Source organism: Treponema sp. R80B11-R83G3 (genome assembly GCF_054786115.1).
Genome location: NZ_BDHF01000608.1, coordinates 60,900 through 83,504 on the forward strand (window position 1 = coordinate 60,900; position 22,605 = coordinate 83,504).

Annotated in this window: 22 protein-coding genes, 1 tRNA gene and 1 pseudogene; 14 read left to right on the plus strand and 10 right to left on the minus strand. The window is 43.7% G+C overall.

Translation table 11 applies throughout. The features are described from left to right. Nucleotides 1-249: 249 nt before the first annotated feature. The 6 genes from mnmA to thyA all read right to left on the minus strand — a co-directional run bounded on the left by mnmA (nt 250) and on the right by thyA (nt 4,807). Nucleotides 250-1,299 (minus strand): tRNA 2-thiouridine(34) synthase MnmA, encoded by a 1,050-nt coding sequence (gene mnmA, locus ACYVRH_RS15915; RefSeq protein WP_461257825.1) that lies wholly within the window; start codon nt 1,297-1,299, stop codon nt 250-252. A 52-nt stretch (nt 1,300-1,351) separates the two neighbouring features. Then, nucleotides 1,352-1,894 carry a rubrerythrin gene (rbr, locus tag ACYVRH_RS15920; protein ID WP_461257826.1) on the minus strand — a complete coding sequence of 181 codons (543 nt, stop codon included), beginning with the start codon at nt 1,892-1,894 and terminating at the stop codon, nt 1,352-1,354. Between the two features lie 100 nt (nt 1,895-1,994). Continuing rightward, nucleotides 1,995-2,498 carry a COG2426 family protein gene (locus ACYVRH_RS15925; protein WP_461257827.1) on the minus strand — a complete coding sequence of 168 codons (504 nt, stop codon included), beginning with the start codon at nt 2,496-2,498 and terminating at the stop codon, nt 1,995-1,997. Then, on the minus strand, nt 2,498-3,424 hold the full coding sequence (locus ACYVRH_RS15930) for a hypothetical protein (protein ID WP_461257828.1): 927 nt from the start codon (nt 3,422-3,424) through the stop codon (nt 2,498-2,500). Before ACYVRH_RS15930 ends, ACYVRH_RS15925 begins: the two co-directional genes overlap by 1 nt. Further along, entirely contained in the window at nt 3,421-3,936 is a 516-nt protein-coding gene (locus tag ACYVRH_RS15935; RefSeq protein WP_461257829.1) for a dihydrofolate reductase, read from the minus strand. The genes ACYVRH_RS15930 and ACYVRH_RS15935 overlap by 4 nt, the downstream gene beginning before the upstream one ends. Nucleotides 3,937-3,940: 4 nt before the next feature. After that, entirely contained in the window at nt 3,941-4,807 is an 867-nt protein-coding gene (gene thyA / locus ACYVRH_RS15940; RefSeq protein WP_461257830.1) for a thymidylate synthase, read from the minus strand. Between the two features lie 230 nt (nt 4,808-5,037). On the opposite strand from thyA, the gene ACYVRH_RS15945 reads away from it, so the two are divergent. After that, entirely contained in the window at nt 5,038-5,598 is a 561-nt protein-coding gene (locus ACYVRH_RS15945) for an NUDIX hydrolase (RefSeq protein WP_461257831.1), read from the plus strand. 333 nt (nt 5,599-5,931) lie between these two features. Here ACYVRH_RS15945 and ACYVRH_RS15950 read toward each other — a convergent pair whose 3' ends face one another. Both ACYVRH_RS15950 and ACYVRH_RS15955 read right to left on the minus strand, forming a co-directional pair. Then, nucleotides 5,932-6,720, minus strand: coding sequence for a LysM peptidoglycan-binding domain-containing protein (locus tag ACYVRH_RS15950; RefSeq protein ID WP_461257832.1), 789 nt, complete (start codon nt 6,718-6,720; stop codon nt 5,932-5,934). Beyond that, entirely contained in the window at nt 6,717-7,733 is a 1,017-nt protein-coding gene (locus ACYVRH_RS15955; protein WP_461257833.1) for a hypothetical protein, read from the minus strand. Before ACYVRH_RS15955 ends, ACYVRH_RS15950 begins: the two co-directional genes overlap by 4 nt. 135 nt (nt 7,734-7,868) lie before the next feature. Between ACYVRH_RS15955 and ACYVRH_RS15960 the strand changes: the two genes are divergently transcribed. The 6 genes and pseudogenes from ACYVRH_RS15960 to ACYVRH_RS15985 all read left to right on the plus strand — a co-directional run bounded on the left by ACYVRH_RS15960 (nt 7,869) and on the right by ACYVRH_RS15985 (nt 12,159). Further along, complete coding sequence (locus tag ACYVRH_RS15960) at nt 7,869-8,099, plus strand: YdbC family protein (RefSeq protein WP_461257834.1); 231 nt, start codon at nt 7,869-7,871, stop codon at nt 8,097-8,099. A gap of 150 nt (nt 8,100-8,249) precedes the next feature. Further along, complete coding sequence (gene groL, locus ACYVRH_RS15965) at nt 8,250-9,893, plus strand: chaperonin GroEL (protein WP_461257835.1); 1,644 nt, start codon at nt 8,250-8,252, stop codon at nt 9,891-9,893. 294 nt (nt 9,894-10,187) lie between these two features. Further along, on the plus strand, nt 10,188-10,343 hold the full coding sequence (locus ACYVRH_RS15970; protein ID WP_461257836.1) for a hypothetical protein: 156 nt from the start codon (nt 10,188-10,190) through the stop codon (nt 10,341-10,343). Next, nucleotides 10,340-10,900 carry a GNAT family N-acetyltransferase gene (locus ACYVRH_RS15975; protein ID WP_461257837.1) on the plus strand — a complete coding sequence of 187 codons (561 nt, stop codon included), beginning with the start codon at nt 10,340-10,342 and terminating at the stop codon, nt 10,898-10,900. The genes ACYVRH_RS15970 and ACYVRH_RS15975 overlap by 4 nt, the downstream gene beginning before the upstream one ends. A 268-nt stretch (nt 10,901-11,168) precedes the next feature. Next, entirely contained in the window at nt 11,169-11,606 is a 438-nt protein-coding gene (gene tnpA / locus ACYVRH_RS15980) for an IS200/IS605 family transposase (protein ID WP_461257838.1), read from the plus strand. A 113-nt stretch (nt 11,607-11,719) separates the two neighbouring features. Further along, a pseudogene (locus tag ACYVRH_RS15985) lies at nt 11,720-12,159 on the plus strand (transposase). A gap of 86 nt (nt 12,160-12,245) precedes the next feature. Here the strand turns inward: ACYVRH_RS15985 and ACYVRH_RS15990 are convergent. Then, nucleotides 12,246-13,832: a hypothetical protein gene (locus ACYVRH_RS15990; RefSeq protein WP_461257839.1), complete on the minus strand. Its 1,587-nt coding sequence runs from the start codon at nt 13,830-13,832 to the stop codon at nt 12,246-12,248. A gap of 243 nt (nt 13,833-14,075) precedes the next feature. Then, on the minus strand, nt 14,076-14,330 hold the full coding sequence (locus ACYVRH_RS15995) for a hypothetical protein (protein WP_461257840.1): 255 nt from the start codon (nt 14,328-14,330) through the stop codon (nt 14,076-14,078). A gap of 596 nt (nt 14,331-14,926) precedes the next feature. On the opposite strand from ACYVRH_RS15995, the gene ACYVRH_RS16000 reads away from it, so the two are divergent. The 7 genes from ACYVRH_RS16000 (at nt 14,927) to ACYVRH_RS16030 (ending at nt 21,960) form a co-directional block, all read left to right on the plus strand. Then, on the plus strand, nt 14,927-15,100 hold the full coding sequence (locus tag ACYVRH_RS16000; protein WP_461257841.1) for a hypothetical protein: 174 nt from the start codon (nt 14,927-14,929) through the stop codon (nt 15,098-15,100). Between the two features lie 325 nt (nt 15,101-15,425). Further along, complete coding sequence (murJ, locus tag ACYVRH_RS16005) at nt 15,426-17,015, plus strand: murein biosynthesis integral membrane protein MurJ (RefSeq protein WP_461257842.1); 1,590 nt, start codon at nt 15,426-15,428, stop codon at nt 17,013-17,015. Nucleotide 17,016: 1 nt separating this feature from the next. Then, nucleotides 17,017-18,375 carry a ribosome biogenesis GTPase Der gene (gene der, locus ACYVRH_RS16010; protein ID WP_461257843.1) on the plus strand — a complete coding sequence of 453 codons (1,359 nt, stop codon included), beginning with the start codon at nt 17,017-17,019 and terminating at the stop codon, nt 18,373-18,375. 30 nt (nt 18,376-18,405) lie between these two features. Beyond that, entirely contained in the window at nt 18,406-19,020 is a 615-nt protein-coding gene (gene pgsA, locus ACYVRH_RS16015; protein WP_461257844.1) for a CDP-diacylglycerol--glycerol-3-phosphate 3-phosphatidyltransferase, read from the plus strand. Continuing rightward, nucleotides 19,017-20,369 carry a galactokinase gene (locus ACYVRH_RS16020; RefSeq protein ID WP_461257845.1) on the plus strand — a complete coding sequence of 451 codons (1,353 nt, stop codon included), beginning with the start codon at nt 19,017-19,019 and terminating at the stop codon, nt 20,367-20,369. The genes pgsA and ACYVRH_RS16020 overlap by 4 nt, the downstream gene beginning before the upstream one ends. Nucleotides 20,370-20,448: 79 nt before the next feature. Next, a tRNA-Thr gene (locus ACYVRH_RS16025) sits at nt 20,449-20,521 on the plus strand. 143 nt (nt 20,522-20,664) lie between these two features. Continuing rightward, nucleotides 20,665-21,960 (plus strand): tyrosine-type recombinase/integrase, encoded by a 1,296-nt coding sequence (locus ACYVRH_RS16030; protein ID WP_461257846.1) that lies wholly within the window; start codon nt 20,665-20,667, stop codon nt 21,958-21,960. Nucleotides 21,961-22,605 lie beyond the last annotated feature (645 nt).

The following is a 22,605-nucleotide window of genomic DNA, read 5'->3' on the forward strand; positions in this document are numbered from 1 at the left end:
TTATTGTATCATGAACAAATAAAACAAACTAGACTGTGATGTACTTATTACCGCTAGAAGATGTATGCCCAATAAAATCCTTGAGTACAGGCGGGCAGCCTGCCCGCCTGTACTAAATAAATTCTTTGGGCATACATCGTGTAGTGTAGTGTGGAGTTATTAATATCATTGTTTGTAATATATTCATTATCTACTAGTTCGTATTGGTTCGTGTGGTTCGTGGTAAAAATTCTTCTTTATTATACAGTTCTACTCTATCGTTCCGCCGCCGACAACAATATCCCCATCATACATAACAACCGCCTGCCCCGGAGTAATCGCGCGTTGAGGCGAATCAAATTCAATGTGCAAATTGTCTTCCCCTGTTTGTTCTGCCGTCGCGCTTTGGGCGGTTTGCAAGTAGCGGGTTTTTACCATTACGCGTAACGGTTTTTTTAAGTCTTCACAGGCGATAAGGTTGATGTTTTTGGCGGATAGCGATTTGCGAAAAAGAGCGTCGTCTGCGCCAAGCGTAACGGTATTTGCGGCGGTTGACTTTGATGTTACATAAACAGGATAATTGGCGGCGACGCCCAATCCGCGCCTTTGCCCGATTGTGTAGCGGATAAGGCCTTTGTGCGTGCCTATTTTTTTCCCTTCTATGTCGATAATGTCGCCTGGCGGGTATGTTTTACCTGTGTAGTTTTCGATAAAATTGCCGTAATCGCCGTCAGGGACAAAACAAATGTCTTGGCTCTCCCCCTTTGCCGCGTTTACAAACTTTTTATCTTCAGCGATTTTACGCACTTCATTTTTGGAAAGTCCGCCAAGAGGGAAAAGGGAGCATTGAAGCTGTTTCTGGGTAAGGCAATAAAGCACATAACTTTGATCTTTTTTTTCATCTAACGCTTTTAAAAGCAAATATCTGCCGCTTGCATCTTTAGCTGTACGCGCATAGTGACCTGTAACAAGATAGTTAAAATCAAGCTGACGCGCGCGAAGAAGGAGCAGGTTAAATTTTATATGGCGGTTACATTCAATGCAGGGATTAGGGGTCGCGCCTTGTTCGTAAGTTTCTATAAAATGGCGGATAACCTGTTTGTCAAATTCTTCGGTAAAATTTAGGACATAGTGATCCATGCCCAAACTGAAAGCCACGTTTCTTGCGTCATTTACGTCCGCAAGCGAACAACATCTGCTTTCGCCCTTGTAAAGTTTAAGCGTTATGCCAACACATTGAAAATCCTTCTCAAGCATGAGGGCGGCGGCGACAGAACTGTCAACGCCGCCCGACATGGCGATTACCGCTTTTTCTGCCATATTTAACTTAAAACTGAAACCGCCGCGTTAACGGCTATTCCCGTTTCCACGATTAATAATTTTGCGCTTTAATCTGAAAATACGCCTTGGGGTGTTTGCACACGGGGCACGCATCCGGAGCTTTCTTGCCAACGATAATGTGTCCGCAGTTGGAACACTGCCAAACTTGGTCGCCGTCTCGCGAAAACACTAAGCCGCCTTCGACATTGGCAAGCAGTTTGCGGTATCGCTCTTCATGCTCTTTCTCAATTTTGCCGACCATTTTAAATAATTCGGCAATATGGTCAAAGCCTTCTTCTTTGGCGGTTTTCTCGAAACCTGCGTACATATCAGTCCATTCATAGTTTTCACCGTCCGCTGCGGCTTTAAGATTGTCGGTGGTCGGCGGAACATTATCGTTATGCAAAAATTTAAACCAAATTTTCGCGTGTTCCTTTTCGTTAAAAGCAGTCTCACGGAAAATCGCGCCTATCTGCTGATAGCCTTCTTTTTCCGCTTTTGAAGCAAAATACTGATACTTAACATGCGCCTGGGATTCGCCGGCAAACGCAGCCTGTAAATTTTTCTCTGTCTTTGAACCTTTTAATTCAGCCATAATATTCTCCTTTAAATTAAATGGATTTGTCCGTAAACTTCAAGCTTGTTTTACGAACAATTTCAGTATAAGATAAAAAGACAATGTAGACAAGCTAAATTTATTTAATCTTCTTTATAAACAAATTCGCCGCTTCAATTCCAAAAACAACTATTGCCGTTACAATCGCTCCCGCGATTACTACGCCTAAAATTACAGCCGCCATCGTGCGTTTTTTACTGACGCCCAGTATCCATGCGCCAAGCGTTCCAGTCCATGCGCCCGTTATGGGCAGGGGAATCGCTACAAAAATAGCGATGCCAAGCCATCCCCATTTTTCAAGTTTTTCCGAAAGTTTATTACGCGCTTTTTCAACAAAATGATTAAAAAAACTTTTATACCATCGAAAACCTTTATCTTCGCTCTCGCCATACAAAAATTTGTGTATGGTCGCGAGAAATATCCAGCAGACAGGAGCGACAAGGGCGTTCAATACTACGGCAAATAGATAAGCCCAATACCAGTGAATGCCATTCGCAATCGCAAACGGAATCGCGCCGCGCAGTTCGGAAATAGGCATAAAAGACAGAAACGCGGTAATTGATAATATTAATGGAACGCCCATTAATTATTCCAAAGGGAAGGCGGATATACGCCGGAAGATGTTAATTCTTCAATTTTTTTAATTGCAGCCTCTTTGTCTTCCTTGTATGTTACTCCAAACCAGTTTGAACCGGCAGAGAGGACTTTAACTTTGACACTGCCATGTTTAATAAAATAATCCACGGCTTTGGGAATAAAACATTCACTTTTAATCTGTCCTTTAACATCCGCTACGAAAGTTTTTAAGAATTCATCAAAATATTTTTTATATTCTGGCAGCAAATCAGGTGAAAAGCCCCAAAAATTCATTGATACCGGAGTATCGGGAGCAAGCTCACGGATTGAACCGTCAGGCGCGGTGTTAAAAATGCGCCCGTTTTTTTGTTCGATGGCGGTCAATTCGTCCACGCTGACTAGATAACCGTTTTCAATTCCACAAACGCCGCGCGTTACAGTTCCCTGCGGACTGAGCGTTTTATCAAGGCGGTAAGGCACAATCGAAGAAACATTGGCGTCAGATCCGAGAAGATGTTTTCCCATAACGGCAAACGCTTCCCTGCCGTAAAAATCATCGGCGTTTATTACAGTGAACGGCGCGTCAATCTTATCCGCAGCGCAGAGCAGGGCGTGTCCCGTTCCCCATGGCTTGCTTCTTCCCGCTTCCTGTGCGGCGCGGAAAATATCAGGCGGTATCAAACTGTCAGGGTCTTGAAAAGCAAGAGCGCTATTTACCCTTGAACCCATCCGCGCCAATACCAGATCGCGAAAATCTTTTTCTATATCATGGCGAATAATAAAAACTATTTTTTCAAACCCCGAATTAACCGCGTCATACACGGAATAATCAAGCAGTACTTCGCCGTTTTTTCCGAGTTTATCCATCTGTTTAAGCCCGCCGTAACGGCTTCCCATACCCGCCGCAAGCACGACTAAAATAGGTCCTTTCATATTTGCTCCTTATTTTTATTAATTTTAGTATATGTTAAAAATGAAAAAGTGTCAAAATCTTCGGTATTGGACAATTGCCAGCAAGCTGTATCTATTTCCGGAAAAAAAGCGTCCCCATCATACTGTTTATGAATCACCGTCAATTCAATTTTGTCCGCCAGCTTAAGCGCCTGCCTGTAAACCGTCTCTCCGCCGATGATGAATATTTTTTCATAGCCTGAACAATTCTCAACGCCTGCGGACAGGGAGGGAAAAATTTTTACATCCTTATGGAGAGGAGTGTCAGCAGTCATTGTCCGCGAAACAATAACATTCAACCGCTCCGGAAGCGGTTTTACAGGCAAAGACTCCCACGTCTTCCTTCCCATAACGCAAGGCCACCCCTTAGTCAGTTTCTTAAACCGTGCCATGTCTTCCTTAATCACCCACGGCATAGCATTATCTTTCCCAATAACCCTATTCTCTGCCATCGCCGCAATAATAATTATTTCCTGTGGAGTATTTTTTTCCATTCTATTACACCGCAATATCAAACTTAATCGCCGGGTGCGGATCATACCCTTCGATAACCGAATCACCGTAATGCCAATCAAAAATAGAAGTGAATTTATCCGTCTTTATTCGCGGCAGAACTTTTGGATAGCGCTCTATTTGCGCGCGAATACCTTCGAGATGGTTCACGTAAATATGCGTATCGCCTAAAAAGCCGATTAACTTGCCTTCGCCAAGACCCGCTTCTTTCGCAAGCAGGTGTAAAAGACATCCGTAACCGGCAATATTAAAGGGCAGTCCCAAAGCGACATCGACGGAACGCTGGTTCCAAAGAAGGTTCACTTTGCCGTCAATTACCGTTACCTGAAAAGCGTAATGGCACGGCGGCAGCGCCATGCGTGGAAGGTCAATTGGGTTCCACGCGCTTACAATCATGCGCCTGTTATCAGTATTTGTTTTAAGAGTTTGCACCAGCATACCAAGTTGATCGATACCCTGTCCCTGCGCGGGAACGTTATGCGCCGTATACTTTGCGCCGAAATTGCGCCACTGCCAGCCGTAAATTGGGCCAAGTTCGCGCTCATTCATCATTTTTGCCTTTGTCTCGTCATCATTACCGTAAGCAACCACGTCAGAACTGCACCACTCATCCCAGATATGGTTATTTCTCTCTTTAAGCCACTCTTTGTCGGTAATGCCGCGAATAAAAAACTCCAATTCAGACGCAATCAGACGAAAAGGCGTTTTTTTTGTAGTCAGCAAAGGAAACCCCTCCGCCATATCATGTTCAAACATAGCCCCGGCAATAGTTAGAGCGTCAACCCCGGTACGGTTAGATTTACGAGTACCGCTATTAAGAATTTTTTGAACTATATCAATATACGCTTTCATTTTTAGTACTTATAGTTTATACTCAACTTTTATTACGGGCAAGCGTTAATAAGGAATAATTCATGAAGAGTAGCATAGGGAGTGGGGAGTAGGGAATGGGGAGTGGGGTTGTTGTTATTAATCTATGCGTGGGCTTCACGATAAGTTTAGGGACAGAGATCCCTGATCCCCTCTTTGTGATCTTGGTGTGAAAATCTTTACAATAAATTCGTAATACGCTAATATTTACTATGGACAAAAAACTACTAGAGTGGTCAGAAGAAGAGCGTAAACAGGTTTTTAAGTGCAGGGTATTCTCTGTTTGGGAATCTGTTTGCAAACCGCCGGCGCAGAAAAATGGCAAATCTCATGTTTTCTCGGTTATTGAGGCGAAGGACTGGGCTATTGTTGTGCCTGTTATCGAAAGCGTAAATGGAAAGCAATTTGTCATGGTTAGGCAGTGGCGGCATGGAGCGCGAAGTTTAAGCCTTGAATTTCCCGGCGGCGTTTTTGAAGAGGGGGAAAATCCAAAAGATGCGGCAATTAGGGAACTGCGCGAGGAGACGGGATACGTTCCGCAGAAGATAAAAAAGATAGGGGAATTCAGCCCCAACCCGGCGATAATGTCCAATAGAGTTCATTTTTTTCTCGCGGAAGAACTGACAAACTGCGGCAAACAATCGCTTGACGAAGACGAGTATGTCGAAGTTGTTTTAGTAAATGCCGATGACGTAATTCAAGGCATGGGAAAAGAGCCGTACATTCACGCGCTAATGGCTTCCGCCTTGGCTCTTTATAATAAATATTGTTAAATAAATTTTACCACGAACCACACGAAACAGGATCGAAGATATCTACCACGAACCACACGAACAAGGAGCGAACAAAGAAAGTAGCGAGATTTACTACAGTTATGCGCGTAGTAGAAATCCAAAGGGATCAGGGGTTTTTGTCCGAAAGCTTAGCATGAGACTTCACGATAAGATAACAAACAAAAACCCCTAATTCCTTTGCTCTCGCCTTACGCGTTTATCAATAGTAAACGCTAATCCCTCTTGGTTCGTGTTGGCTTGCCTGACCACTCTGGAGTGGTCAGGTGAATGTGGTTCGTGGTAAATTCTTCCCTTCTTTGTTCGTGGTCAGTTTTATTTGTTGGTAGGACTCCACATGCCTTGACGCTTTTCACCGCTTAGGGGGGGGATGTCCAACACCATACCGGGTTCAATCAAATTGGGATTCGCGGGTTCGGGCATTTTATCCTTATTGGCGTCATATAGCACTTTCCATTTCCATGGATCTCCGTAGACCCACGAATAACCGGCGATAGTCCATAAACAATCTTTTTCTACTCTCCATGTTCTGACAGTATACTGATTTGGCAATGTGCCGGATGGCGCAGGTTTAGCGGGAGTTGTCGTGACCTGTTTGTTGGATTGAAACGCCGTAAAAATTTCAATTGCTTTAATGGCGGAATCAATAGAATCGTTCCAGTTTTCGTCAGTACGGGCGCTTACCGCGTTTTCATATTGTGTCTTTCCTTCAATGAAATTATTCGGAAACTTTGTATCAAACTTGTTATCACTTGCCCATTTCATCAAACGCTCAGCTTCGGCTACAAGCTGATTGGAAACATACTCGTCGGAAAGTACCGCATAACGTATCGCTTCTTGGGCAAAACCGGCGGAAGCTTCATAATCGCCGTAATCATAGGTTTCCGCAGCCATTTTATTTAGTTCAAGGCTGCGAAGGTAATATTCATTCCTGCTTATGTTGGTGAGAATTGCCAATTCATTATCATCCCCCGCTGCTGCAAAATACGCAACCGAGCTATAAGAGGGAATAATTACATCCATTTCAGGAAGATCATACTGGGCAAACGCTAAGACTGTAAAAAACATTGACATTATCAATACAAATAAAACTTTACGGTTCATCTTGAACCTCCTTCTATTATTTTTTCAGCCTCTACGGCCGTTTCACTACTTTCTCCAATTTTTTCTCCGGCTATCTTCATCGCTTCCTCGGCTTTTTTGCGTTTTTCTTCGGTCTCTTTTCTGGCAATAGCGTAATTCGCTTCAGCATCTACAAATGCCAATGCGGCTTCCGAGTATTTTCCCTCATCATAAAAACCTTTTGCGTCTTCAAGTAAGGTCTCTCCTTTACGGAATGTCTCACGGGACGCGATATTTGCCTTGTCGGCTACAGCCAATTCCCTTTCTTTTGAAGCGGCTTCTTTGCGTTCTGAGGAATAGGCCGTCCATCCGTTTGAAAGCACAAGATTGTAACGAAGCTGGGCTTCTTCCGCATTGGCAAGAGCGGTTTTTTTATCTCCTGCGTCATAAGCGTCAATGGCCGACTTGGCTGTCGCATCCGCCTTTATAAAATTATCAGCGTCATAATTTGTAAAACCACGGTTTAAAATTTCCTGCCTTACTAAAAATGTTTTGCCTCCGGTTAAAAGGGTTTTATATTCATCCAATGCCGAAGCTGCCGTGTCTTTGGCTCCGTAATAATCTTCAGCTTTATATTTTTCCTGCGCTGAAAGGGCTAAATCATCCGCCTTTTTTAAGTACTGCGGAAAAACATCAGTAAAGCCGGTAGCGATTAATTCTTCCCTGACCGCCATCATTTCATCTTCCTTTGCCTGAGCATAAAGCGGAATGGCTTGTTTAAAGAGCGCGTTATAACCGTCTTCTGCGGCTTTATAAGAAGCGTCATCATTTGCCGACTCATATTGTTTCTCAGCTTCTGCCCATTCAGTTGGGAAATAAGTGTTACTGTCAAAATCCATTGCCTGTTTCCTGGCTTGATCCGCTTTATTCTTTGCCTCGTTTGAAACTGCCGGAACCGGAATAGGCTCTTCTTTTTTAGGCGTTGTTTTACAGGAAATACACATCAATGTAATTGTTGACAGTGTTAATAGAACAAAAAAAATCTTTCTTTTCATTAGTCCCTCCTTACCGGGAACAATTTTCAAGTTTACCGGTACAGTATACATTAAATATATCACTTTTTCAAGCTGATTTTTTAATATTTTCATGCTATTCTTTACTAAAATTTTATAATAAAGAGGATTTATTTTATGGATAATTTCAGTTATGAAGTGGTAAAGCATTTTGGGGTAATTTCCCAAGAAAAAAGCGGCTGGCAAAAAGAGCTAAATCTTGTGTCTTGGAGCGGCAGAACGCCCAAACTTGATATCAGGGATTGGGCTCCCGGACGCGAAAAAATGGGCAAAGGCGTCACCCTTACGCAGGCGGAAGCGGCTGAACTGGCAAAATTGCTGGTTTTAGCCATAGATAAACAAGAATAAATAGATAAATAAGAATAGTTAAAAGGCTATTGCCGAAATTTCAGCAATTTGGTATTTTATAGTTGTCTGATTTATATAAAAGTCAGGCCAAATTTTTTAATATATGCCGAATGAACATAGTTTGATTATCGGCAATAAAAGGAGATGTATATGGCAAAACAGTTAATGTTCAACGAAGATGCCCGGCGTAAGTTGCTTGCCGGAGTTGAGCAAATTTCAAAGGCCGTCAAAGTAACGCTCGGCCCTAAGGGACGGAATGTCCTTTTGGACAAAAAATTCGGCGCCCCCACGGTAACTAAAGACGGGGTTTCAGTGGCAAAAGAAGTGGAACTTGCCGACCCATACGAAAATATGGGGGCGCAGTTACTGAAAGAAGTAGCCACCAAGACAAACGATGTCGCCGGAGATGGAACAACGACAGCGACAGTATTGGCTTATTCGCTGGTAAAAGAAGGACTCAAGTCCGTCGCCGCCGGTATGACCCCAATCGAGCTAAAGCGCGGTATCGACAAAGCGGTGGAAATCGCTGTCGATGAAATCAAGAAAAATTCCAAACCTATTAAGGATAAGGAAGAAATCTCTCACGTCGCGTCTGTATCAGCCAACAACGACAGCGAGATTGGAAACACAATCGCAGACGCTATGGAAAAAGTCGGCAAAGACGGAGTTATCACCGTGGAAGAAGCCAAAACAATGGAAACTTCCATCGAATTTGTAGAAGGCATGCAGTTTGACCGCGGATACATTTCAGCTTATTTCGTAACAGACCGCGACACCATGACAAGCGTCTACGAAGACGTTTATATTCTTATCCACGACAAAAAAGTTTCAAGCATGAAGGATATGCTCCCCTTGCTGGAAAAAGTCGCCCAAAGCGGCAAGCCCCTGCTCATCATCGCCGAAGACTGTGACGGCGAAGCCCTCTCAACCTTGGTTGTGAACAGCCTGCGCGGAACCTTGCGCACCTGCGCGGTAAAAGCCCCCGGTTTTGGCGACCGCAGAAAAGCCATGCTGGAAGACATCGCCATTCTTACAGGCGGCGAAGTAATTTCCGAAGAACTCGGCCTCAAACTTGAGAACACCGATCTTTCACAGCTTGGCAAGGCGAAGACCGTAAAAATCGATAAGGATAACACCACGATTATTAACGGTTCCGGCAAACAGAAAGACATTCAGGACAGAATCGCGCAGATTAAAGCGCAAATTGAAGATACCACAAGCGACTACGACCGCGAAAAATTACAGGAGCGGCTTGCAAAACTCGCGGGAGGCGTTGCGGTTATCAATGTAGGAGCGGCTACCGAAGTCGAGCTTAAAGAGAAAAAACACCGCGTTGAAGACGCCCTGTCCGCGACCCGCGCCGCTATCGATGAAGGCATTGTCCCCGGCGGCGCTATCGCATTGATTCAGGCAAGTCTCGCGCTTGACAAGTCAGACACTTCCAACCTTACCGACGATGAAAGAGTCGGCTTTAAAATTGTAAAACGCGCCCTAGAAGAGCCAATCCGCCAAATCGCCGAAAACGCCGGTCTTGACGGCGCAGTCATCTCTGAAAAGGCAAAGAACGAAAAGAAGGGCATCGGTTTTGACGCCGCCAAGATGGAATGGGTTGACATGCTGAAAGCCGGTATCATTGACCCGGCAAAAGTAACCCGCTCGGCGTTACAAAACGCGGCGTCGATTGCGAGTTTGCTCCTCACCACCGAATGCGCCATTACGGATATTCCTGAGAAGAAGGAAGCTCCGGCAATGCCTGGCGGCGGTATGGGCGGCATGGGGGGAATGGACTACTAGGGATTGGTTTACAAAGAATTTCTACCACGAACCACACGAACCAGAGCGAACCTAGAGAGCTAAGATATTTTCTACAAATATGCGCGTAGTAGAAATATAAAAGGAATTAAGGGGTTTTTGTCCGAAGGTTAAGCGTGAGCTTTACGATAAGATAACGGACAAAAACCCCTTATTCTTTGTGGTCTTTTTACGGCACTATCAAAAAGCGGTGTCAGGCATTGGTGTGTTGCCAAGAAAAAGTTATCGCTTGACAATATGCCTTCAAGAAATTAAATTAAAAAAAGAGGCAATATAATGGGAACAAAAGTAAAACCCGTCCAACCAACGGAGATAAAAGATAAAAAAATAATATATCAAGTTATACAGGAGATCCGCCGTAAACCGACAGCGGCAGTCCTGAAGCGTCATAAAGCGGAAGAAGAAGCCTTTATGAGGCTTCTTATAAAATGAATAGACGGCAGACAATAAACCTCGAAAACGGCAATATTTATTTTTGGATTGAACAACTCTCATCTGATACCTCATTAGGCGGTTTTTCGTGCCTTATAGATGAATACAACGATTATCTGTTTGATGATGCCCTTCGTTCTCAAAACGACCATATCGCCTTGACATGGCTGTTAAGAGAACGAGCTAACGGTACTATTGTTGCTTATATGTCGCTAATCGCTGACGCAATTAAATTATCAGTATCAGAAAAAGAAATCCACAATCTTAATTACCCTTTTAAGACTATTCCAGCAATGAAAATAGCAAAACTTGCTGTTTCCAATCCGGCACAGAGTAAATATAAAGGACTTGGCACATACATGATCAACAATGCTTTAGCAGTTGCCCGCACTTGTAATCGCCAACTTTTTGCCTGCCGCTTCCTCACTGTAGATGCTGATATAGAACACAATAAAAGCGTTATAGATTTTTACCAAAAAAACGGCTTTGTTCCCAATGCCGAAATGAACGGCAAACGGAACAAAACAATCAGTATGAGAAAAGATATTTTTAGTTAAGTGGGAACAATTCCTAGGTGATGGCAAGATGTATGCTTAAAGACTTTCTTCAATACAGGGAGGTATCCTGTTTTTTGTGTAAATAGATTTTCCATTTTTCCTTACTTCTTAAAAAATCAAATTTCCAGCAGTTTTCTTGCAAGGCTTGTCATAAATACAAGGTAATCCCCCGGCTTTGCCGGGGGACTCAAAGAGTTTGACATTTCAGGGAAGATAAAAGAACCTCCTATCAAGGTGAACCGCCAAAGTTCAAGAGATAGGAGGTACAATGAACGATGTAAAGAGTTTAGCCCATAGCAAATGGGAATGCAAGTATCATGTGGTATGGATACCGAAATGCCGTAAGAAGCAGCTGTATGGGGGAGTGGCAAAATACTTGGGAAGTATATTCCATGAGTTGGCAAGGGAACGCGAGAGCCGGATAGTAGAAGGGCATTTATGCCCTGATCATATCCATATGCTTATCGAAATACCGCCCAAATATGCCGTAGCGCAAGTAATCGGTTATATCAAAGGGAAAAGCGCTATTGCGATAGAGCGGAGATTTGTAGGGATGCAAAAAAACTTCAGCGGACAGAATTTTTGGGCAAGAGGATATTATGTGTCAACAGTCGGACGGGATGAAGCAATGATACGAAAGTATATCAGGGAACAGGAAGCGGAGGACCACCGGCTTGATCAGTTGGAAATGTTCAAGGATAACTAACACCAAAAACCGCCTTTAGGCGGTTCCAGAACGAACCGCTTTGAGCGGTTCACCATTCAAGCCCCCGGCTTTGCCGGGGGTATCTGACTGAAGAGGCGAAAAATGATGAGGACATGAAGCGGCTGCAAAGCATACCCGGCATCGGTCCTGTAGTGGCTTTCGCTTTTACAGCCCATGTCGGGGACGGCAGCAGATTTAACAAGGGGCGCAAGTGAGCAATTATATCGGATTTGTTCCGCGCTTGGATTTTTCCGGGACAATCCAACGGCATGGGCATATAACCAAGCGCGGGAACGCTTATCTTCGAGGTTTGCTGGTGCAAGCGGCCTGGTCGATGACGCTTTGCAAAAAAGGCGGGGCTCTTCATACGCGTTATAAATATTATACGCTATGTCAGGAGGCAAGCAAAAAGAAGACCATAGTTTCGATAGCCCGCAAATTGGCGGAACTCATGTACTCGATATTACGCAATAAAACGGTTTACGAGGCGCGGAAATGGGATGGTCCGAAAAATATTCCGGTTGTTTCGGCCGGACAAACAATGTGTGCTTAAGGAGAGGGAGCGGTCAAGAGGAAAAAACAAAATTCCTCTTGACTAAATCATAGGAGACACCCGTGCGTTTACTACCAACGTTACCGTTAATTTCTCGACCGCAGTTTATACTCTTTATTCATTAAGTTCGAAAAAATAGCATCTCCGCCGCTGAGAACTAATATTGTTGTCTCAAGACCTTCTCCTGTAACAGTATAGTCAGTGCACAAGGTGACTATTACATCTGGATCCGACTTCGATGAACCCTCCATCACCACTTGAATGGTTTTTCCGTTGATTGATTTGAGTTCAAGACCTCTGTTAGATATTGAGTTCGGAGCGGTAAAATAACTGGTAGCTTTGCCGCCGCCTGTAGAATTGTAAAAGCTTATGCCGTCGATATTAGCATTAGTAACATACCAAGAGCCCAGTAATTCTGTCGGCCATGAAGGATTTCCGCTCGATGCTTTGGCAACGGTAACAATTTTTATATCGCTATCAATGCCATTTTTTAAAATGATCACGGTTACGGTTCCGGCGGTGTTTACGGTAACGCCCAAAGACCAATTCGTCCCGCTTCCTGTCAATGCTCCTTTGGCAACAGAGCCTGTTACATTAGTAACGGTTATATCACTTGCGGTTAAACCTGAAACTGCCGCGCTAAAAGTTAAATTGATGGCTGTTGTGTTGGTTGCATTATCAGCTGTTGCTGTATAGGTGGTATCACCGCCGCCCGATCCTTTGGCAACGGTTACAGTTTTTGTTCCGCTTTCAATGCCGTTTTTGGAAATGATCACGGTTACGGTTCCGGCGGTGTTTACGGTAACGCCCAAAGACCAACTCGTTCCGCTTCCTGTCAATGCTCCTTTGGCAACAGAGCCGGTTACATTAGTAACGGTTATATCACTTGCGGTTAAACCTGAAACTGCCGCGCTAAAAGTTAAATTGATGACTGTTGTGTTGGTTGCATTATTAGCCGTTGCGGTATAGGTTGTAGTACCGACGCCCGATCCTTTAGCAACGGTTATTGTTTTGCTTCCGCTTTCGATGCCGTTTTTTAAAATGATCACGGTTACGGTTCCGGCGGTGTTTACGGTAACGCCCAAAGACCAATTCGTCCCGCTTCCTGTCAATGCTCCTTTGGCAACAGAGCCGGTTACATTAGTAACGGTTATATCACTTGCGGTTAAACCTGAAACTGCCGCACTAAAAGTAAAATTGATGGCCGTTGTACTGGTTGCATTATCAGCCGTTGCGGTATAGGTGGTATCACCGCCGCCGCTGTTTGATGCTTTTTTGTAATAAATTGCAGGTGTTATGCCATTCCAGCCGTGTTCGCCGTTTGTAAGGGATAATGCCGTTCCTGTAACGGAATATTTCGCAGCGGCTTTATCTGTACTGCCAACCCATGTTGTGATTGTTCCTGAAGATGTAGTACATTTTGTGCCATAATGTCCGCTATTATATGGATAAGTACCACCTTCAGTAAATGTGCCGTCAGATTTAATTTCAAACATTAATCCTGTAGTACCGTCAGCATTGGCATTTGCCTGTGTATTATACCATTTACCTACTATTGAAGAATCAATGCTTCCGCCGCCACCACCGCTGTCATCGCCTCCGCATGACACCATTGAAAATCCGATTACCGCTATAAGAGAGATAATGCCTAAAACTTTTCCAAAGTTCTTCATTTGAGAACCTCTTTTTTTATGATTACCAATTTCTGCGCCAACGATGCTGGCGAACGGACGGTAATCACGAAGATTTACCCGTCCTTGAACCTGCGGTTCATTATGAGACGGAATTCTTTGTCAACGACAAAGTTATACAAAAGACAAATTGTCCCGTATCGAAACACGCTGTCCGCTTGTATGTACAATGAGAAAAAATAAAAGTTGGATTTACTATATACTGTTAGATAGTTGACACGATTTTTACATGGTTGATATAATTGCCCTGTTGCCCTGTTGCCCTGTTGCCCTGTTGCCCTGTTGCCCTGTTGCCCTGTTGCCCTGTTGCCCTGTTGCCCTGTTGCCCTGTTGCCCTGTTGCCCTGTTGCCCTGTTGCCCTGTTGCCCTGTTGCGATCATGGCTTAAAATTGCCGAAGGCAATTTTAAGCTTGGAGAATGATTTTTATCGGTAAAATGGGCGGAATTTTGGCTCATTGTGAATATGTTACCAGTTCCCATTAAAAGTTTCAAGTGAAAGTTGCAAATATCAAGCGTTTTTTGGGGGAATTACAAGTATTTTGTATAAGTGGGAATTGGGGGGAAAATGCCTAATTACCGTCTGACCACTAAAACACATAAATAGGACTTTTTCGATGATACTTTTTTTAATGTGTTTTAGTGGTTAGAATGTATGCCCAAAAAAATCCTTGAGTACAGTCAGGGCAGGCTGCGCATGGCAAAAACATCTTCTGTGGGTTCCCCGCCACAGCCAAATAAACGCACGGCGTAGCCGTGTAGATGAATAATGCCGCACGCTGAGAGCACCAATAAATATGCCGCAGTCCCCAATAAAAGCAAGGCCGCCTTTAGGTGGCCGCCAGTGCGAGGCGGACTCTTACGAAGTTTTTACAGCGTGCGCAGCCTGTCCGCCTGTACTGAATAAATTCTTTGGGCATACATCGTGTAGAGGGCAAATGGTATAATCTCTTATATGCCTGTTTACAATAGCCGTTAAACAATGTAAAATTTATTGATTACCGTTTCATTTACCATGCGGGATCAATTAATACGAATTTTTTCAGCCAGAGAAGCTGATAGCGAGGAAGAAGAAGCGTATGAGAGAAACATCAGAAACTACTTTGGAGAAAGGTAGCATAATAATGGAATCCGGAAAGGTATTCCAACCTCATTACAAAGAACTTTTGGACACAATGCCTCAAGATATAGTAAAAGAACTTGCGAAAAGAAAACTTGAAGAGTTGGAACAGCATAAAGCAGCTAAAAAATAATTTCATTTTCCTATGGCAAAATGTATACCTGAGAATTTTCTCCTTCGGCAATCACTTATTACTGATTAATATCTCTAGTGCGGTCTGGGATAAATAGAGGTATCCTGTTTTTTGTGTAAATAGATTTTCCATTTTTCCTTACTTCTTAAAAAATCAAATTTCCAGCAGTTTTCTTACAAGGCTTGTCATAAATTTTGTGTAAATAGGAATGGGGAAAAAATGACGTTTTCATTTACACAAAAAACAGTATAGCCTCCTATAAATGTCGGTTTACAATATCCGCCAAACAATGTAAAATTTACCGTACATTTCAAACGGGAAAAAAATGGAAGTAACTCAATCTGATAATTCTCCACAGACGGCAGCTTCGCTTGTAAAGCATGGGTCGGCGCTTTCACTCCTCACTTTAATTTCACGTATCCTCGGACTTCTCAGGGAAATGACAAAGGCAAGGTTCCTCGGCACTACCGCCCTATCCGACGCTTTTTCAGTAGCGTTCTTGTTGCCAAATCTTTTCCGCCGACTTTTTGCCGAAGGTTCAATCTCCGTCGCTTTTATTCCTACGTTTAAGGAATATATGCTTGAGGGCGACAAAGAAAAAGCACGAGAGTTTTTTTCATGCGTGTTTACGTTTCTAACATTTATCGTAACATTGATGGTAATGGCGGGAATACTCGCCGCTCCTTTGCTTGTCCGTATTTTTGGAATAGAAGAATTTGACGAGACCGTTTTTTTAACAAGAGTGATGTTTCCGTTTCTTGGATTTATTTCGCTTGCGGCGTTGTTTCAGGGAGTGTTAAACAGCCTTCACATTTTTACTCCGTCCGGGCTTGCGCCGATTTTATTAAACATTGTTACAATACTTTGCACTTACGCTTTGAGTCCCTTTACAAAAAATCCCGCCCGGGCAATGGCGGTTGGCATCCTTATCGGCGGATTTCTTGAAGCGGCGATTCAGTTTCCATTTGTTATAAAAAAAGGCTATAAATTTTTTATCACGGGAATTAAACGCGCGATTGACAATCCCGGTACGCGGAAAGTGCTGAGATTGATCAGCCCCACAGTTATTGGCATGGCTGCCTATCAAATTAACGATTTAGTTTCCACTGCGTTAGGAGGGAGAGCGGGGGAAGGAGTCGTGTCGAGCCTGCAATATTCTTTGCGGCTTCAGGAATTATTTTTAGGGGTGTTTGCCGTGTCGATTGGGACAGTGCTTCTGCCGAACCTTACCGAATACGCAAAAACTTCCCAATGGGATATTTACAATAAGCGATTAATTTCTTCTATTAATATAATCGCTTTAATAGCGATACCTGTAACATTGTTCTCTCTTGTAGAAGGGCAGAGTTTAATCCGCCTTTTATTCCAAAGCCACAGTTTTGACGAAACATCTGTAGCCCTTACTCTTTCCGCTTTCACCTTCCACATGCCGGGACTTTTATTTATAGCACTTAACAGAATTATCGCTCCGGCTTTTTACGCTCAGAGCAATACTGTCTCTCCTACCATCGCAGGAATTATTTCGATGGTTGTAAACATTATCCTTGCCGCTGCTTTATCCGTGCCTTTCCGGGGCGCGGGCATAGCGTTTGCCCTGTCTTTCGCAAGCGCGATTAACACAATTTTACTCGTGATTTTTCTTGGGAAAAACCCCAACATCAAATTAGGTGCTGTAACAGGTTCGGCTTTACTTTACATATTAAAAATGTTAATTCTTTCCGCTATCGCCGCCGTTCCAATTTATTTCCTCTCCCCTGTGTTACGTGATATTTCCGCCGGGCATGGGCGTATTATCAGTTACGGCATACCATTGATAATAAACGCGATAATTTATCTGTTGTTAGGTGTTTTATTGCTTGCGCTTGTTAAAGACGAGAATCTTACAGGCTTAATAAAAATGATTAGGAAGAAATAATATGCTTACAAATATAAAATACCGCAACCTTCCTACTGTTGTCCTCGCCGGCCGTCCCAATGTGGGAAAGTCTACGCTCTTTAACCGACTGCTTCACAAACGCAGGGCGATTACCGATCCTACGCCCGGCGTTACGAGAGACCCCGTAGAAGCGGATTGCTTTATCAATGAAAAACCTTTACGCCTTATCGACACAGGCGGATTCAAACTAGCGGATTGCAATGAGCTTGACAAATTGGTAGTTGAAAGAACTCTTGAAACAATAAAAAAAGCCGACCTTGTTGTCTTGCTTCTTGAAGCCGGCGAGATAACAAGCGAGGATGAAGAGCTTATAAACATTTTACGCCCGTACCGGAAAAAATTAATTGTTACCGTAAACAAAACCGAAGGTGGCAGACACGAGGCTGACGCGTGGAATGTCCTTACCTTTGGCTTTGAAAAAGTTTTAATGATTTCCGCAGAGCATGGCGACAATATCGGAGAGCTTCAACAGGAAATTTTAAAGCGTCTTGATTTTTCCAAAGTGGAAGAAGAACAGGAAGAAAAAGTTATCAAAATAGCGCTTTTGGGCAAACCCAACACGGGCAAGTCTACGCTGTCAAACAGGCTGACAGGCGCGAACGCTTCTATCGTAAGCGAAATCCCAGGCACGACAAGAGACACTGTTGAGGGGCGTTTCAGTTGGAAATCGCGTAATTTTATTATCATGGACACGGCAGGCATAAGACGAAAAGCAAAGGTGAATGAAAATATCGAATACTATTCCGTAAATAGGGCGATTAAAACAATCAGCGACGCTGATATTGTCATACTAATGATTGACGCGGTAGAGGGACTTTCAGACCAAGACAAGAAAATCGCCGCTCTCGCCCATGACCAGGGCAGGGGCATTATTATGGCACTTAACAAATGGGATACAATGCCCCAGCAAAAAAATACATTTAAGGACGCGGAAGAAAAAATTCATTTTCAGTTTGGTCAAATGGAATACGCCCCCGTTATCCCCGTAAGCGCGAAAGACGGCTCTGGTGTTGATAAACTGTTGAATACGGCGATAAAAATGTACGGACAACTCAATCTGCAAGTGGGAACGTCACAGCTTAATCAGGCCTTGGAACGGTGGTTGCAGGAATATCCGCCGCCTACAGGGCCGCGAACCTATTTTAAAATTAAGTACGCCGTGCAAAAATCGGCAAACCCCGTACACTTCATTTTTTTTGTTTCCCGTATTCAGGTTGTAAGCGATTCATATATCTCGTATTTACGTAACAAAATACGCAAAGATTTGGGATTCTCTCTTATTCCCGTATTAATTGACGTAAAGAGTTCTTCGCCAAAAGACAAGAAAAAAAACGATTGACATATTCGCTTTTTACAGTCAATATTAACCATGAACCTTGCAAATAAATTGTCATTTTTCCGCATTATCCTCGCCCCAGTGTTTTTTGTCATTTATCTTTTACCCCGCTTTTTTCCTTCGCTATTCGTGAACGGAGCGGCATGGACAGTGCCGGTACTTTGGATCATTGCTATCGTCTCTGAAATAACGGATTATTTTGACGGTTTTGCCGCCCGCAAACTAAACTTAACAAGCGACTTTGGAAAACTTTTAGACCCATTCGCCGACACGCTTACGCAGATCACTTTTTTCCTTTGTTTTATTATCGACGGTGTTTTTCCAGCCGGTATTTTTGCGGCATTTTTATTTTTACTGATTGTTTACCGCGAATTTGCCATCATGTTCCTTCGCAACCTGATGGCGAAAAAAGGTATTGCTATGGGCGCGCGTATGGGCGGAAAAATAAAAACCGTCGCTTTTATCATAACGGCGGCTATTACGTTTTTAGCCGTAAGTTTTGAACGATTGGGATTATTTAATCTGATCTTGCCGTATATTAAAATCTGCGCGCTTATTGCCTTTGCTATTTCCGCAGTTATTTCAATAATTTCTTTTTTTGATTATCTGATAATTTATAAAAAAACAGCGGACGTAAAAGTACAATGATTGATAACGGTCTTTTGGAAAAAATTAATTCAAAACACTCTGCGGAAATTTTCACAGAACTTTACGGAGAGCGTGAAGTTGACGCCGCAAAACAGCGTTATACATCGATAATTTTGGGAGCGCAAAAAAATACGGAGGAGTTTGTCGGCTGTCAAGAAAGTTTGCGGGTTTTCAGCGCTCCCGGAAGGACGGAACTTGCCGGCAACCACACAGATCATAATCAGGGTAAAGTGCTGGCGGCGTCCATTCAACTGGATAATGCCGCCATTGTTCAAAAACGAAACGATAACATTGTATTTTTCCGCTCAACAGGATTTCCTGACGTAAAAATTAATTTGACGGATAAAAACGGCTCTCCTGATTTACAGCCAAAACCTGAAGAAAAAGGGACGACAGAAGCGCTCATTAGGGGAATAGCAGATGAATTATCAAAGCGCGGCTGTAAAACAGGCGGCTTTTCAGCTAACGCAAACTCAACCGTACTTATAGGTTCGGGGTTGTCATCATCAGCGGCGCTTGAAACTCTTTTATGCCGCATATTCGACTCTCTTTACGGTGAGGGAAAACTTAGCGCTTTGGAAATAGCGCAAATTGGCCAGATAGCGGAAAATGTCCACTTTGGAAAACCATGCGGTTTAATGGATCAGGCGGCGTGCGCCACAGGGGGCGCTGTAGCGATTGATTTTGCCGATGTTTCGCTCCCCAAAGTAAGGCAAATCAATTTTGATCCTGCCGCCGCCGGTTACGCTCTTTGCGTAGTGAACACAGGCGGCAGTCACGCCGACCTTACCGCCGATTATGCTTCCATTCCGGCGGAAATGAAAGCTGTCGCCTCGTTTTTCGGCAAATCCGTACTTAGGGAATTGGAAAAAGAAACATTCCTTTCCCGCGCTGCCGAAGTGCAAAATTCATTGGGAGACAGGGCGTTTTTACGCGCCATTCACTTTTTTAATGAAAACGAAAGAGTAGACGCAATGACGGCGATTTTATTGGAAATGGAAAAAACCGCGACAGCCGCCGAAAAACAGCGGACGTTAAGCTCCTATTTGGATTTGGTAAATGAATCGGGCGACTCTTCATGGGAGTTTTTGCAAAACGTATTTTCCCCAACCCGCCCCAAAGATCAAGGTATTGCCTCTGCTCTCGCGCTGACAAAAAATTTTTTCCGTAAACAAAAACTGCGCGGCGCGTGCAGGGTCCACGGCGGCGGTTTCGCCGGAACTATTCAAACTTATATTCCAATAGACGCAATGATAGCCTACCGCGCATATATCGAAGCGGTATTCGGCGCAGGTTCGCTGACAGTACTGAGGATAAGGTCGAGAGGCGCGGTTGAGTTGGAGTTTTAAGAACGTGAAACTATACGGCTACGCCGGGTAACAGTTATTGAATATTTAGAGAATTAATTGATATAATAAGAAAATATTAGCCAGGATGGCTCAGATGGCAGAGCGGCGCACTCGTAATGCGCAGGTCCCGGGTTCGATTCCCGGTTCTGGCTGGAACCTTAACTCCTTATGTGATAAGGAATTATGGGGAGGACTACCCGACAACGGGCGTTCTTAATCATTGCGTATAACGAAAACGGCACATAAAAACGACACATGGAATCGTTTTTCAATGCCGTTTGCAAGGGTTAGGAATATGAAGAACCTCCCATTTTCAGTTTTCAAAAGAGCGGATCGCCCATGTTATCTGGTAGCGTTCAAAAACGATGAAACTGGTGAATATCTTCCCGCAATAAGTACCAAGCAAAAAACGGAATCAGAGGCTGTAAAAACAGCCTTTACCTGGCTTAGGGACGGAATCCCCAACAGAGAAGGCTGTATTAATATAAAGCAGTACAGCCTCCGAGACATGGCTAAGTCGGCGGATATTACAAAAGCCGACGCCGTTTTTATATGCAAGGAATTACAGCGGAGAGGATTCCTTAAAAGTTACGTGCTGGCAGAGAGTAAGCAGGCTGTTGACTTTGGGGAGTATCTGAGGGAATTCTGGAATTACGAAAATTCTCCATACGTCAAAGAGAAACTACGGAAAAAACACGGACTGCACCGGCGTTACGTGAAGGGGCAGTCCGGCGATGTTGAAAAATACTGGATTCCATTTTTCCCCGGCAAAGTTGTGGGAGATATTACATGGGCCGATGTAGATGCCTTTATATCGGAATTAGGAGAACTTACGCTTTCATCAAAACGGAAAAATAAAATTATTACTTCCGGGACAGTACCTCTGAAATGGGCTTTTCACCGGGGAATGATTGATTCCGATGTTTCGTCAGGACACACCAAGTTTTCAGGAAGTACGGCAGAACGCCAAATACTTAGCCCCGAACTTGCCGCAGCGGTTTTTCGTGTTTCATGGAATGATGAACGCGCACGGCTTGCCAATATGCTCGCGATGGTAACAGGCATTAGGGCAGGGGAAATACAGGGCTTGAGGGTTCAGGATTTAGGCAAGGACTGCTTGTATGTCAGGCATAGCTGGAACTTCATGGACGGCTTGAAAACAACCAAGAACAATGAGAGCAGGACCGTGGAAGTGCCATTTCCGGCGATTATTCAGGAACTGCTCGCACTGGCTGGGCGCAATCCGCACGGGGCAAGCATGGACAGTTTTATTTTTTGGGCGGAACTGTCAGACAGCAAACCGATGGAAGCGGAAATTTTTATTAGGGATTTACGGGCGGCTCTGGTAAGAACCGGCATGAGTAAGGAATCGGCGAAGGCGTATACCTTTCATGGGTGGCGCCATTACTTCACCGCTTATATGAGGGAGCGGGTGAATGAAAAACTTTTGCAATCGCAAACAGGACATAAAACCCTTGTAATGCTCGATCACTACAGCGACCACCGTAAAGCCGGAGACAGGGAACGGATACAGCAGGCGCAGATTGAAAGCTTCGGCAATTTAATACCTTCGGGGCAAATGCATAACTGAAATGTTATGTGCAATTGAAATGTTATGTGCAATTGAAATGTTATGTGCAATTTTAACTCTTTTATTCTCATTATTTGTTTTCTTTGTCTTTCTTTGTCTTTCTTTGTCTTTCTTTGTCTTTCTTCTTACATTTAATTGCGTAAAATAAAAGAGAAAAAAATAAAAAATATCTTGACAAAATAACATTACATAAGTATAATGTAATTGTATAAAAGATAACTAAACACGGACAGCCGTCACCTATCCTGCCGGGGATAGGCATGGGATATAAGCCATGCTTTTTTTCCGACAGATGGGTGGCGGCTTTTTTTGTGTTTAGAAAATTTCATTTTGGAGGAATTATGAATACCATTTCTTTACAAGACAGCGTCCTATCGAGGAAGGCGGCCGCCAATTACTTGGGAGTATGTATGGCGACTTTGGACAGCTTAAAAATCCCTAGAACGAAGGTGAGGCGCAGGGTACTGTATCGGCAATCTGTGTTGCTTCAATGGCTTGAGAAAAACACTAAGGAAGTGAAATCGTGAACCAGAGCAAGGCAGAGGCGATGATTACGCGTCTTTTGGTAAATGCCGCTGAATTAAAATTTGGCTCGGTTTCTGTTACCGCAAAAGTCCATGACGGCCGGGTTACGGAAGTGTTGTA

What these genes read in the sequence shown, in the direction of transcription:
- tnpA (WP_461257838.1), top strand. Translation starts at nt 11,169, where the DNA reads ATGAACGATGTAAAGAGTTTAGCCCATAGCAAATGGGAATGCAAGTAT.
- ACYVRH_RS15930 (WP_461257828.1), bottom strand. Translation starts at nt 3,424, where the DNA reads ATGAAAGGACCTATTTTAGTCGTGCTTGCGGCGGGTATGGGAAGCCGT.
- thyA (WP_461257830.1), bottom strand. Translation starts at nt 4,807, where the DNA reads ATGAAAGCGTATATTGATATAGTTCAAAAAATTCTTAATAGCGGTACT.
- ACYVRH_RS15950 (WP_461257832.1), bottom strand. Translation starts at nt 6,720, where the DNA reads ATGAACCGTAAAGTTTTATTTGTATTGATAATGTCAATGTTTTTTACA.
- ACYVRH_RS15990 (WP_461257839.1), bottom strand. Translation starts at nt 13,832, where the DNA reads ATGAAGAACTTTGGAAAAGTTTTAGGCATTATCTCTCTTATAGCGGTA.
- ACYVRH_RS16020 (WP_461257845.1), top strand. Translation starts at nt 19,017, where the DNA reads ATGATTGATAACGGTCTTTTGGAAAAAATTAATTCAAAACACTCTGCG.
- ACYVRH_RS15955 (WP_461257833.1), bottom strand. Translation starts at nt 7,733, where the DNA reads ATGAAAAGAAAGATTTTTTTTGTTCTATTAACACTGTCAACAATTACA.
- ACYVRH_RS15960 (WP_461257834.1), top strand. Translation starts at nt 7,869, where the DNA reads ATGGATAATTTCAGTTATGAAGTGGTAAAGCATTTTGGGGTAATTTCC.
- ACYVRH_RS15995 (WP_461257840.1), bottom strand. Translation starts at nt 14,330, where the DNA reads ATGGGAACTGGTAACATATTCACAATGAGCCAAAATTCCGCCCATTTT.
- rbr (WP_461257826.1), bottom strand. Translation starts at nt 1,894, where the DNA reads ATGGCTGAATTAAAAGGTTCAAAGACAGAGAAAAATTTACAGGCTGCG.
- ACYVRH_RS15945 (WP_461257831.1), top strand. Translation starts at nt 5,038, where the DNA reads ATGGACAAAAAACTACTAGAGTGGTCAGAAGAAGAGCGTAAACAGGTT.
- ACYVRH_RS15970 (WP_461257836.1), top strand. Translation starts at nt 10,188, where the DNA reads ATGGGAACAAAAGTAAAACCCGTCCAACCAACGGAGATAAAAGATAAA.
- ACYVRH_RS15925 (WP_461257827.1), bottom strand. Translation starts at nt 2,498, where the DNA reads ATGGGCGTTCCATTAATATTATCAATTACCGCGTTTCTGTCTTTTATG.
- mnmA (WP_461257825.1), bottom strand. Translation starts at nt 1,299, where the DNA reads ATGGCAGAAAAAGCGGTAATCGCCATGTCGGGCGGCGTTGACAGTTCT.
- ACYVRH_RS15975 (WP_461257837.1), top strand. Translation starts at nt 10,340, where the DNA reads ATGAATAGACGGCAGACAATAAACCTCGAAAACGGCAATATTTATTTT.
- ACYVRH_RS16030 (WP_461257846.1), top strand. Translation starts at nt 20,665, where the DNA reads ATGAAGAACCTCCCATTTTCAGTTTTCAAAAGAGCGGATCGCCCATGT.
- ACYVRH_RS16000 (WP_461257841.1), top strand. Translation starts at nt 14,927, where the DNA reads ATGAGAGAAACATCAGAAACTACTTTGGAGAAAGGTAGCATAATAATG.
- der (WP_461257843.1), top strand. Translation starts at nt 17,017, where the DNA reads ATGCTTACAAATATAAAATACCGCAACCTTCCTACTGTTGTCCTCGCC.
- ACYVRH_RS15935 (WP_461257829.1), bottom strand. Translation starts at nt 3,936, where the DNA reads ATGGAAAAAAATACTCCACAGGAAATAATTATTATTGCGGCGATGGCA.
- groL (WP_461257835.1), top strand. Translation starts at nt 8,250, where the DNA reads ATGGCAAAACAGTTAATGTTCAACGAAGATGCCCGGCGTAAGTTGCTT.
- murJ (WP_461257842.1), top strand. Translation starts at nt 15,426, where the DNA reads ATGGAAGTAACTCAATCTGATAATTCTCCACAGACGGCAGCTTCGCTT.
- pgsA (WP_461257844.1), top strand. Translation starts at nt 18,406, where the DNA reads ATGAACCTTGCAAATAAATTGTCATTTTTCCGCATTATCCTCGCCCCA.